The 12,059-nt window shown below is 42.4% G+C and carries 13 protein-coding genes; 12 read left to right on the top strand and 1 reads right to left on the bottom strand.

Annotated elements, in window-relative coordinates:
- The first annotated feature begins 72 nt into the window (after positions 1-72).
- The 10 genes from def (at position 73) to spoVM (ending at position 9,253) form a co-directional block, all read left to right on the top strand.
- A complete protein-coding gene (def, locus tag OSJ91_RS08930; RefSeq protein ID WP_101224610.1) occupies positions 73-558 on the top strand; it encodes a peptide deformylase in 486 nt (161 codons plus the stop codon).
- Positions 555-1,514 (top strand): methionyl-tRNA formyltransferase, encoded by a 960-nt coding sequence (gene fmt, locus OSJ91_RS08935; RefSeq protein WP_413016573.1) that lies wholly within the window; start codon positions 555-557, stop codon positions 1,512-1,514. Before def ends, fmt begins: the two co-directional genes overlap by 4 nt.
- Entirely contained in the window at positions 1,501-2,853 is a 1,353-nt protein-coding gene (gene rsmB, locus OSJ91_RS08940) for a 16S rRNA (cytosine(967)-C(5))-methyltransferase RsmB (RefSeq protein ID WP_350301974.1), read from the top strand. Before fmt ends, rsmB begins: the two co-directional genes overlap by 14 nt.
- Positions 2,853-3,947, top strand: coding sequence for a dual-specificity RNA methyltransferase RlmN (rlmN, locus tag OSJ91_RS08945; protein ID WP_350301975.1), 1,095 nt, complete (start codon positions 2,853-2,855; stop codon positions 3,945-3,947). Before rsmB ends, rlmN begins: the two co-directional genes overlap by 1 nt.
- A 4-nt stretch (positions 3,948-3,951) precedes the next feature.
- Positions 3,952-4,701 (top strand): Stp1/IreP family PP2C-type Ser/Thr phosphatase, encoded by a 750-nt coding sequence (locus OSJ91_RS08950; RefSeq protein WP_137018768.1) that lies wholly within the window; start codon positions 3,952-3,954, stop codon positions 4,699-4,701.
- Between the two features lie 5 nt (positions 4,702-4,706).
- Positions 4,707-6,740 (top strand): Stk1 family PASTA domain-containing Ser/Thr kinase, encoded by a 2,034-nt coding sequence (pknB, locus tag OSJ91_RS08955; RefSeq protein WP_485891392.1) that lies wholly within the window; start codon positions 4,707-4,709, stop codon positions 6,738-6,740.
- Between the two features lie 23 nt (positions 6,741-6,763).
- Positions 6,764-7,645 carry a ribosome small subunit-dependent GTPase A gene (gene rsgA / locus OSJ91_RS08960; protein WP_230177534.1) on the top strand — a complete coding sequence of 294 codons (882 nt, stop codon included), beginning with the start codon at positions 6,764-6,766 and terminating at the stop codon, positions 7,643-7,645.
- Between the two features lies 1 nt (position 7,646).
- On the top strand, positions 7,647-8,294 hold the full coding sequence (gene rpe / locus OSJ91_RS08965; RefSeq protein WP_101224617.1) for a ribulose-phosphate 3-epimerase: 648 nt from the start codon (positions 7,647-7,649) through the stop codon (positions 8,292-8,294).
- A 102-nt stretch (positions 8,295-8,396) separates the two neighbouring features.
- Complete coding sequence (locus OSJ91_RS08970) at positions 8,397-9,050, top strand: thiamine diphosphokinase (protein WP_485891393.1); 654 nt, start codon at positions 8,397-8,399, stop codon at positions 9,048-9,050.
- Between the two features lie 122 nt (positions 9,051-9,172).
- Entirely contained in the window at positions 9,173-9,253 is an 81-nt protein-coding gene (gene spoVM / locus OSJ91_RS08975) for a stage V sporulation protein SpoVM (protein ID WP_034313769.1), read from the top strand.
- A 187-nt stretch (positions 9,254-9,440) separates the two neighbouring features.
- Here spoVM and rpmB read toward each other — a convergent pair whose 3' ends face one another.
- Positions 9,441-9,629, bottom strand: a complete 189-nt coding sequence (gene rpmB, locus OSJ91_RS08980; protein WP_034313767.1) for a 50S ribosomal protein L28 — start codon at positions 9,627-9,629, stop codon at positions 9,441-9,443.
- Positions 9,630-9,881: 252 nt separating this feature from the next.
- On the opposite strand from rpmB, the gene OSJ91_RS08985 reads away from it, so the two are divergent.
- Both OSJ91_RS08985 and OSJ91_RS08990 read left to right on the top strand, forming a co-directional pair.
- Complete coding sequence (locus OSJ91_RS08985; RefSeq protein WP_034313762.1) at positions 9,882-10,244, top strand: Asp23/Gls24 family envelope stress response protein; 363 nt, start codon at positions 9,882-9,884, stop codon at positions 10,242-10,244.
- A gap of 18 nt (positions 10,245-10,262) precedes the next feature.
- Positions 10,263-11,933: a DAK2 domain-containing protein gene (locus tag OSJ91_RS08990; RefSeq protein WP_485891394.1), complete on the top strand. Its 1,671-nt coding sequence runs from the start codon at positions 10,263-10,265 to the stop codon at positions 11,931-11,933.
- Positions 11,934-12,059: the final 126 nt, after the last annotated feature.

Consider the following 12,059-nt stretch of genomic DNA (forward strand, 5'->3'; position numbering starts at 1 on the left):
CGCGAGCTGTTACAGCTTGCGTTTTTATATAATGAAGTGCTGTTTTTCATATCTAGGAGGTTACCTTTAATTTTGGCTATTTTACCGATTGTCTTGTTTCCTGAAAAAATTTTACAACAAAAATGCGATAAAGTAACAAGTTTTGATAAAAAGTTGGCAAAGCTGTTAAATAACATGTATGAAACGATGGTGGAGGCGGATGGCGTTGGACTTGCAGCACCTCAGGTTGGTGTGAAAAAGCAAGTGGCCGTCGTTGAAATAGAGGAAGGATCAGGTGCAATCGAACTGATTAATCCGGAAGTGCTGGAAATGGAAGGCGAACAGACAGGTGTTGAAGGATGCTTGAGCTTCCCGAGTTTATATGGCGAAGTAACGCGTCCATACCGTGTCAAAGTCCGGGCACAAGACCGAAAAGGATCTTTTTTCGAGATAGAAGCGGAAGATTTCCTTGCAAGGGCCCTTCAGCACGAAATCGATCATCTGCAAGGAGTTTTATTTACAAGTAAGGTTTCCCGGTATATTTCGGAAGAAGAGTTAGAAAGGTATGGAGAAGAATGACGAAAATAATATTTATGGGTACACCGGACTTTTCAGTGCCGGTATTGAGAAGAATCATTGATGAAGGGTATGATGTGATCGCTGTTGTCACACAGCCCGATCGTCCAGTAGGCCGCAAAAAGGTGCTAACGCCGCCTCCAGTTAAGGTCGAAGCCGAAAAGCATGGGATTCCCGTTTATCAGCCCGAAAAAATCCGTGAAAAAGAAGAACTTGAAAAGATCATCGCATTGAATGCTGACTTGGTGGTGACGGCGGCTTTCGGACAAATCCTTCCGAATGAATTGCTGGATGCCCCTAAGTACGGATGTATTAATGTACATGCCTCCCTGCTTCCAGAACTGCGTGGAGGGGCGCCCATTCATTATTCCATTTTACAGGGGAAAGAAAAGACTGGGATAACCATCATGTATATGGCGGAAAAATTGGATGCCGGTGATATATTGACTCAGGCGGAAGTTGCTATAGAGGAACAAGATAATGTCGGAACGCTGCATGATAAATTAAGCAAGATAGGGTCGGATTTACTTGCAGAGACACTTCCGAAACTTATTAATGAGGAGTTACAGCCGATCAAGCAGGATGAGGCTAAAGCGTCTTTTGCACCTAACATCAAGCGGTCAGAGGAAAGAATCGACTGGTCGAAATCAGGGGAAGACATCTATAACCATGTACGCGGCCTGAATCCTTGGCCTGTTGCTTATACAACCTTAGACGGGTCCATTTTGAAGATTTGGCAGGTAAAGAAACTTGAAGATGGCAATCAGGCTGTGCCGGGCACGGTCATTGATGTACAAAATGATGGTTTCATCGTTTCGACAGGCAATGAGACGGCAATACTGGTTACAGAACTGCAGCCTTCAGGAAAGAAAAAAATGCCGGCGAAAGATTACTTGCGCGGAGCCGGATCGTTCATTAAAGCAGGCATGAAGTTAGGAGAACAGAATGAAGCAAACTAAAAAGGGAGTACGTGAAATCGCTCTCGATATTTTGGAATCTGTGGAGAAAAACCAATCCTACAGTAACCTATTATTGAACAACTTGATTAAAAAGCACCAGTTATCCGTCGTGGACAGCGGTTTGCTTACAGAAATAAGCTACGGTACCATACAGCGTAAGATGACTTTGGATTATTATTTGAACCCATATATTAAACAACCTAAAAAAACGCAAAGCTGGGTCATCAATTTACTTAGGCTTTCCGTTTACCAAATGGTCTATTTAGATAAAGTGCCTGATCATGCAATCATTTTCGAGGCTGTCGAAATTTCCAAAAAACGCGGACACAAGGGTACATCTTCGATGGTCAATGGCGTGCTTCGCAACATCCAAAGGAATGGTGTTCCTTCTTTAGATGAAATTAAAGATGATCTGGAACGGCTTTCCATAGAAGTAAGTCATCCAATTTGGCTTGTAAAGCGCTGGGTAGAGCAATTTGGCTATGAAAAAACCAAGGAAATGTGTGAAATCAACTTAACTGCGCCATTACAGACGGGGCGGGTTAATTTAAAGAAGATTTCACGCCGTGAACTGATCAGCATATTAACGGAAGAAGGATATGATGTTGAAGCAAGTGAAGTCGTTCCCGAAGCAATTGTCAGCTATAAAGGGAATCTTGCTCATTCAGAAAGCTATAAGTTGGGTTATTTATCGATTCAGGACGAGAGTTCAATGCTTGTTGCCCATGCATTGGGTGCGAATGAAAATGATGCTGTACTCGATTGCTGTGCCGCACCTGGAGGGAAAACGACACATATCGCAGAAGGCTTGACCACTGGACAAGTATATGCGCTCGACCTTCATGAGCATAAGGTCAAGCTCATTAAAGAGCAGGCGGAGCGCCTAAAGCTCAGAAACAATATTAAGACAATGGCCCTTGATAGCAGAAAAGTGCAAGAACACTTCAATAAGGAAGGTTTTGACAGGGTCCTGATCGATGCACCATGTTCCGGGTTGGGAGTCATGCGCCGGAAGCCTGATGTAAAGTACACTAAAACAAAAGATGATATAATGAAACTCTCAAGTATACAAAAACAATTATTGGAATCGGCTGCCCCGCTTGTTAAGCAAGGCGGACGGTTAGTATATAGTACCTGTACGGTGGATAAAGAAGAAAATGACAAAGTCGCTGCAGCATTTTTGGAAAGCCACCCGGATTTTGAAAGCGATGCAACCTTGTCCGCAAGAATGCCTGAAAGCGTTCAGCCATTCATCGAGGGTCATACGCTGCAAGTTTTTCCGCAATATTTTAGCAGTGACGGATTCTTTATTGCGAGTTTTAGAAAGAAGGTGCTGTAATGGCAGAAATCACTAAATCATCTAGAGTAAGAAAAGATACGACACCAGAAAAACCGTCGATTTACTCATTGGAGCTACACCAAATTAAAGAATGGCTTGTTCAAAATGGAGAAAAGGCATTCCGGGCCGATCAAGTATATGACTGGCTTTATAAAAAACGTGTCTCCAGTTTTGAAGACATGTCCAACCTTTCGAAATCATTGCGGGATAAGCTGGAATCGCAATTCACCTTCACAACTTTGAAAACTTTGATTCAGCAAACGTCCAATGACGGAACGATGAAGTTTTTATTTGAACTCCAAGATGGTTATTCGATAGAAACGGTGCTTATGCGCCATGAATACGGAAACTCCATTTGCGTGACAACGCAGGTAGGATGTAGAATTGGCTGTACATTCTGTGCGTCGACATTAGGCGGTTTAAAGCGGAATCTTGAATCAGGGGAAATAGTTGCCCAGGTCGTAAAGGTTCAGCAAGCACTTGACGAATCGGAAGAACGTGTTAGTTCTGTCGTAATCATGGGTATAGGTGAACCGTTTGATAACTACGATAATATGATGTCATTCTTGAAGAATATAAACCATGAAAAGGGCTTGAACATCGGGGCACGTCATATTACCGTTTCCACAAGTGGAATCATTCCTAAGATTTATAAGTTTGCCGAAGAAAGCATGCAAATAAACTTTGCTGTTTCCCTTCATGCACCGAATACGGAATTGAGAAGTAAATTGATGCCGATCAATAAGGCCTACAAACTTCCAGACTTGATCGAAGCAATCAAGTACTATACAGAAAAAACAGGTCGCCGTGTAAGTTTTGAATATGGTCTATTCGGTGGCGAGAATGATACAGTGGAGCACGCTGAAGAATTAGCAACTTTAATAAAAGGGATAAAATGCCATGTTAACTTAATACCGGTTAACTATGTACCTGAACGCAACTATGTACGAACACCTCGGGACCAAATTTTTGAGTTTGAAAAAACATTGAAGAAGCGCGGCATTAATGTAACGATCCGAAGGGAACAAGGCAGTGATATTGACGCAGCCTGCGGCCAGCTTCGGGCCAAGGAGCGCAAAGAAGAGACGAGGTGACCCTATGAGGGCAATATTTAAGACAGACCGTGGAAAAGTCCGCCAGCATAATGAAGATAATGGCGGAATCTTTAAGAACTCGGAAGGCGTTCGCCTTGCCATCGTTGCAGATGGCATGGGCGGCCACCGTGCCGGGGATGTAGCCAGTGCAATGACGATAGACCTTCTGAAAAAGGGCTGGGAAGTATCAACCGGAATCGAAACGGCAAATGATGCCGAGGATTGGCTGAAGCAGCAAATCTTCTCGGTCAATCAGTTGCTTTTTGAACATGCAGAAGCGAATACGGAATGTAAAGGCATGGGGACCACCATTGTTGCAGCCATTTGCACCGACAAGTTTGCTACGATTGCCAACATCGGGGACAGCCGGTGTTATTTGTATAATGAGAGCGGTTTTAAGCAGGTCACGGAAGATCATTCACTCGTTAACGAATTGGTCCGTTCCGGGCAGATATCGAAGGAAGATGCCGAAAACCATCCACGGAAAAATGTTTTATTACGAGCCTTGGGGACAGAAATGCAAGTGGAAATGGACATTATGACGGTCATCTTCGAAGAAAATGATTTACTATTGCTTTGTTCGGATGGATTGACGAATAAAGTGAGTGAACAGGAACTGGAAGAAACGGTAACCAATGGACAGTCACTTGAAGAAAAGGCGAATTCATTAATAGATAAGGCCAATCACTACGGTGGGGAAGATAATATCACACTTGTACTTGTTCAATTTACTGAAGAAAGTGAAAGCAGGTGAATTGAATGTTGATTGGTAGAAGAATCAACGGCCGTTATAAACTGATCGAGATGGTCGGCGGCGGCGGTATGGCGAATGTTTACCTTGCAAGGGATATGATCTTAGATAGGGATGTCGCATTGAAAATCCTTCGCATGGACTTTAATAATGACGAGGAGTTCATCAAGCGCTTCAATCGGGAAGCCCAATCGGCAACCAGTTTGGCCCATCCCAATATCGTAAGCATTTATGATGTTGGTGAAGAAGATTCCATCTATTATATTGTAATGGAATACGTTGACGGGTTTACACTTAAGCAATACATACAAAAATATTATCCAATTCCAGTTGATGAAGCCTTGGATATCATGAGGCAAATCACGGCAGCGATTTCCCATGCCCATCATAATGGGATCATTCATCGTGATATCAAGCCACAGAACATTTTGATTGATAAAGAAGGAACCGTCAAGATTACGGACTTCGGCATTGCATTGGCACTAAGTGCAACAAACATCACGCAGACCAACGCAGTCTTGGGCTCGGTTCATTATTTATCTCCGGAACAGGCCAGAGGCGGTATGGCCAATAAGAAGTCGGACATTTATTCACTTGGCATCGTCATGTTTGAATTGTTGACGGGAAGATTGCCATTTTCGGGTGAATCAGCCGTGTCGATAGCTCTTAAACATTTACAATCGGAAACTCCGTCGCCAAAACGCTGGAACTCTGAAATACCACAGAGTGTGGAGAATATTATCTTGAAAGCGACAGCCAAAGATTCATATTACCGCTATGAGAGCGTAGACTCGATGGAAGATGACATACGGACGTCGCTTAATCCTGAGCGTTCAAATGAACTGCCTTTTGCCATTCCCGAAGATCATGATGCAACAAAAGCCATCCCCGTCATAACGGATGATCAGCTTTCCAGCGTCGATGAGACAATCATAAGGGGTCCTGAAAAAAATACTTTAGTTTATGCGGATGATGAGGAAAGTGATTCTGTAGCAGAGAGTAAATCGAAAAAGAAACAGAAGAAACAAAAGAAACAGAAAAAACAAAAAAACAAGTCGGAACATAAAGGTAAAAAACGAAAGAACATGCCTGCAATCCTGGTGACCACCTTTTTAGTTCTCGCCCTGCTTGCTGTTTTATCTGTCACTGTTTTACCTCCCCTCCTTGTCTCGAAGGAAGTGACGATCCCGGACCTTAAAGGGGAAGAATTGGATGATGCCATTACTGAATTGCTTGAATTGGATTTGAAAGTTGGAGAAACGATTGAGATTGAAGATGAAGAGGTGGAAGCTGGTCTTGTGATCAAAACCAACCCTAAGGAAGGTAAGACGGTCAAGGAAGGTGCAGTGATCGATATTTATCAAAGCATTGGTAAAGAGACGATTTCATTGTCCAGCTATGAAGGTCGAGACTACTCTGATGTTAAATCCCTGCTTGATAAAATGGGATTCAAAAACATAAGCGTTACCGAAAAATATGATGACAGTGCAGCCGGCACGATCATTGAACAATCGCCCTCGGGTGCCACTGAGGTCGTACCATCCGAAACGGAGCTCGAGTTAACGGTCAGTAAAGGGGCAGATCTCCTGAGCTTGAAGAACTTAACGGGGTTCAATAAAGCTGGCCTTGATGATTATTCCAGTGAAAGTGGAATAAAGATCGATGTCGAAGAAGAAATCTATGATGATTCCGTAGCGGAGGGGCTTGTCATTTCCCAGTCACCGGAACCTTCTACGAAGGTGGAAAAGGGCAGTACTGTGAAAGTGGTCATTTCAAAAGGGAAAGAAGAGATTCCTCCCAAGAGTGTAACGGAGGAAATCAAAATCGAGTATGATCCGGTTGAGCCAGGCAAAACGCAAAAAATACAAATTTTCATCGAGGATATCGACAATAGCATGACTGAGCCTCAAGAAACATTCTATATAAGGGAAGATGCGAAGAGAACGATCGAATTAATGGTTTCCCCGGATAAGAAAGCAGGATATAAAGTCATGCGGGACAATCAGGTCATCATTGACGAATCCGTCTCATATCCAGAATAAATTTAATAATTAGGAGTGTGGTTATGCCCGAAGGAAAAATTATCAAAGCACTAAGTGGATTTTATTATGTCCTTGATGGTGAAGAGGTCTATCAATGCCGTGGAAGGGGCCTGTTCAGGAAGAATAAGGTAACCCCGCTCGTGGGTGATTATGTTGTGTTTGAAGCGGAAAATAAAACGGACGGGACCGTGACCGAAATAAAACCGCGAAAGAATGAATTGATACGTCCGCAAATCTCGAATGTAGACCAGGCAATCCTTGTCTTTTCGGCAGTAGAACCTGATTTCAGTCCGGCATTGCTTGATCGATTCCTCGTACTGATTGAAGATAACGAAATCGAACCGATTATCGTCGTGACGAAACTGGACTTGGTTACAGCTGAAAACCAAAAGAAATTGTCTCAGTATATCAAGGACTATCAGAAACTTGGCTATACTGTACTGGAAACATCTTCTGTTACCGCTGGAGGAATTGAAGAACTAGTGCCGTATTTAGAAGGAAAAACCAGTGTATTTGCCGGGCAGTCAGGTGTTGGGAAATCGTCTTTGCTGAATGCAATCAATCCTGAATTGGCTTTAAAGACGGATGATATTTCTTCACACTTGGGACGTGGGAAGCATACCACCCGCCACGTTGAATTGATTCATATCGGCTCTGGACTTGTCGCGGATACTCCAGGGTTCAGTTCACTTGAATTCATGGAAATGGAAGCTGAACGGTTATCCTATTGCTTCCCGGAAATGCATAAGCATGGGGAAGACTGTAAATTCAGGGCCTGCCTGCACGATAAAGAACCAAAGTGTGCAGTGAAGGAAGCGGTTGATGCCGGGGAAATTCCACGTTATCGATATGAACATTATATGCAATTCTTAGAAGAAATCAGAGATAGAAAGCCGAGGTATTAAAATGGTTAAAATCGCACCATCCATTTTATCAGCTGACTTTGCAAAATTGGGAGAAGAAATTCTTGATGTGGAAAGGGGCGGAGCGGATTTAATCCATGTAGATGTCATGGATGGGCATTTCGTGCCGAATATAACGATAGGCTCGCTGATTGTCGATGCCATCCGTCCCATAACAAAGCTTCCGCTTGATGTTCATTTAATGATCGAACAACCAGATCGTTATATCGAGGCCTTCGCGAAAGCAGGAGCCGATTATATAACTGTACATGTAGAGGCATGCACACATTTGCATCGGACGATCCAATTGATTAAATCTTTTGGTGTAAAGGCAGGCGTGGTGCTTAATCCAGCCACTCCAGCTTCCTTGATCCAACCAATAATCGAAGATATTGACATGGTATTGTTGATGACGGTCAATCCTGGTTTTGGCGGACAAAAGTTCATTAAATCCGTTCTTCCCAAAATTGCCGAAGTGAAGGCGATGGCGGAAATGTATAATCAAAATCTGGAAATAGAGATTGATGGAGGAGTAAATGAAGAAACGGCTAAACTATGTATTGAACAAGGGGCGACAATCCTTGTGGCAGGCTCGGCAATATATAATCAAGAAGATCGAAACGCAGCGATTCAAAAGATTCGGGGAAAGTGATATAAGCCGACACTATCATATTCGTATGATGGTGATCGGCTTTTTTTATCAATCAAACATAGGAATCTTTAATATGAATATGTAAAGAAAAGGATGATTTCGATGATTATTAGTATTATGGCTGGAGGTCCGGAATGTTTTTGGCCGGATCTGACATCGTATAAGGAGAAGACTGACCTTTGGGTCGGGGTTGACAGGGGAGTATGGTCTTTGCTTGAAAAAGGTATCGAACCTAGATACGGTTTTGGGGATTTTGATTCAGTTTCGGAAGATGAATACAGGAAAATTGAGCAAAGGCTGGAACAAATCAATCTATATTCTTCGGAAAAGGATGAAACGGATTTAGAGATCGCTTTTAAATGGGCAATAGGGCAAAAGCCAAGTGAAATTCACATTCTGGGCGCAACAGGGGGAAGAATGGACCATTTTCTTGGGAATATCCAGCTGCTCCAAAAAGAAAGTGTCCTCCCTCATCATGGCGATATGGATATATACATAGTCGATCGGCAAAATATATTCACAGTAAAGACAGCAGGTTCATATGAGGTCACTGCTTTGAAAGATAAGAAATACTTGTCATTGCTCCCCGTAACGGCTGAAGTCACCGGCATTACACTTTCGGGTTTCAAATACCCGCTGGATGATGCAAGCTTGGAAATAGGTTCGACGCTTTGCATCAGCAATGAACTAATTTCCGAATCTGGGAATGTTTCATTTGAGAAAGGCATATTAATGGTGATAAGAAGCAGTGATTAAAATTCATGCTTAGAGCAGATTCGGATATAATTACGATCATCCTATATCCGCTTAAAAGCTTATGTTGTAATAGAAAAATTCCACTTCATCTTTAATTGTGGGATGCAAAGAGGAGGGGCATGATGAAATTTTATACGATTAAATTGCCAAAAGTTCTGGGCAGTTTGGTAAGGGCTATGCTCGGAGCGTTTAAAAAAGGCTGATACTTATCTCCATGACACCTCTCAAATTAAGGGAGGTGTTATTTTTTCGGTAAAAAGGGGCGGCCATCCATTAATGGGTGAAGGCTCCCTCCTTGATGCAGGAAAGACCTGATCAACGAATTGAAACCATCCCCATTAAATACCGGCCATTACAAGTAAAAAGGCATCCTAAGAGGATGCCGTAACATTATACGCGTTCTACTTTGCCCGATTTAAGAGCTCTTGCAGAAACGTATACACGTTTAGGTTTACCGTCAACTAAAATACGTACTTTTTGAAGGTTAGCGCCCCATGTACGCTTGCTAGCGTTCATTGCGTGAGAGCGGCTGTTACCAGAACGAGTTCTTCTTCCAGTGATTACACATTTACGTGCCATGTCAAATTCCCTCCTAACTACAACAAGCTTAAGTTTTTCGCAGTCGTCTTAAGTCTTTGTAAAATACTTTAATAATTTATCATACCTACCGTTAGAATGCAATACTTCAGTTAATTACTTTCAAGAAAAAAACCTTGACATACATACTTCAAAATTGAATTATATATAGTACCGTAAGACATTTACTTTTAAAACCATAGACATTATAGTAAAATGTCTTTAGTTGATTTGATTTTTGGGAGGGAAAAGAAAATGTCTATCGAATTACAAACGAAGTATGGACAAATTGATATCTCTAATGAGGTTATCGCTACTGTAGCAGGCGGCGCAGCCGTGGATTGCTACGGAATTATAGGAATGTCTTCCAAAAAACAATTTAAAGACGGCATTGCCGAAATTTTAAGAAAAGAAAACTTTACTAAGGGTGTAATTGTCCGTCAAGAAGAGGAAGAAGTTCATATCGATATGTATATTATCGTAAGTTATGGAACGAAAATCTCGGAAGTTGCACATAATGTGCAATCAAAGGTAAAGTACACCCTGGACAAAACTGTAGGATTAGCTGTTGATTCCGTCAACATTTTTGTACAGGGAGTTCGTGTGACGAACCCTTAAGTATAGGAGGAAAGTTTTGTGTCAATTACAAGTTTGAACGGAAAGCGCTTTGCAGAAATGATCATTCAAGGTGCCAACCATTTAGCGGCTAATGCCCAAATGGTTGATGCGTTGAATGTTTTCCCTGTTCCAGATGGGGATACAGGAACGAATATGAATTTATCGATGACTTCGGGTGCGAAGGAAGTGCAAAATAACGTCCAGGAACACATCGGGAAAGTGGGTGCGTCACTTTCAAGAGGACTGCTAATGGGCGCACGCGGCAATTCGGGAGTTATCCTTTCGCAACTGTTCCGCGGTTTTGCTAAAGCGATTGAACATAAATCGGAAATCAATAGTGAAGAATTTGCCCAAGCTTTTGAAGCGGGGGTTCAGACAGCTTATAAAGCCGTCATGAAACCTGTTGAAGGAACCATTTTAACGGTTGCAAAAGATGCAGCCAAGCAAGCGGTTTCATCAGCAGCAAATCATATAGACCTTATTCAGGTGATGGAAGAAATCGTTACGGAGGCCAATGCTTCTTTAAAACGCACACCGGATCTTCTTCCAGTCTTAAAAGAAGTGGGAGTCGTTGATAGCGGCGGGCAAGGGTTGGTGTTCGTTTATGAAGGTTTCCTTGCTGAGCTGAAAGGTGAGGCCCTTCCAGTCCGACCTGCAAATGGCCCAAGCATGGATGACATGATCAATGCCGAACATCACATGAATGTACAAGGGCATATGAACACGGAAGATATCGTGTATGGCTACTGCACGGAATTCATGGTCCGATTGGAAAGTGAAAAACTTGCCAATGAATCATTTGATGAAGAAAAATTCAGAAATGATTTAAGTGAATACGGAGATTCTTTATTAGTCATCTCAGATGATGAAGTCGTCAAGGTACATATTCACTCTGAACAGCCTGGCACGTGCCTGAATTATGGACAGCAATATGGTAGCTTAATAAAAATGAAAATCGATAATATGCGTGAACAGCATACTGCGATTGTAGGTCAGACGAATACACCGCTTCAAACTAAACCGTCCACCAAAGAGAAGTACGCTGTAGTGTCAGTGGCGATGGGTGCTGGCATCAGCGAATTATTCAAAAGCATCGGTGCTAAGTCCGTCATCGAAGGCGGACAAACGATGAATCCTAGCACGGAAGATATCGTTAAAGCTGTCGAAGAGGCATATGCAGATCATGTGATCATCTTGCCTAACAATAAAAATATCATCATGGCGGCCAATCAGGCTGCAGATGTACTTGGGGATCATGTGACTGTCATCCCAACGAAAACAGTACCACAGGGAATGGCTGCATTGCTGGCTTTCAACCCTTCAATTGATGCTGAAGAGAATAAAAAAGCGATGATCGAAGCCCTTTCGCATGTGAAAACGGGCCAGATTACTTATGCTGTCCGGGATACCAACATTGACGGTCTTGCAATCGAGACCGGGGACTTCATGGGAATTGCTGAAGGCACCATCAAAGTGAAGGATAAAGACATGACCCAAGCGGCAAAAGATCTTCTTTCCGATATGATTGACGAAGATTCAGAAATCCTTACCATTTTATATGGAGAAGATGCCACTGCTGAAAATGTCGAAAGTCTTGTTGCGTTTTGTAATGAGAATTACGAAGACGTTGAAGTTGAAGTGCATAATGGGAAACAACCTTTATATTCTTTCATTTTTTCAATTGAATAAGTAGAGAACCATGAAGATGAGGGAGACTTATTCGTCACAATGTTTGAGGATCCTGAAAAAAATAAAAGGCAATAAACTGCATATGTCATTAGGCTATGCAGTTTTATTTTTTATGAAAAGAAGGAT

This window comes from Bacillus sp. T-10(2022) (genome assembly GCF_056502895.1).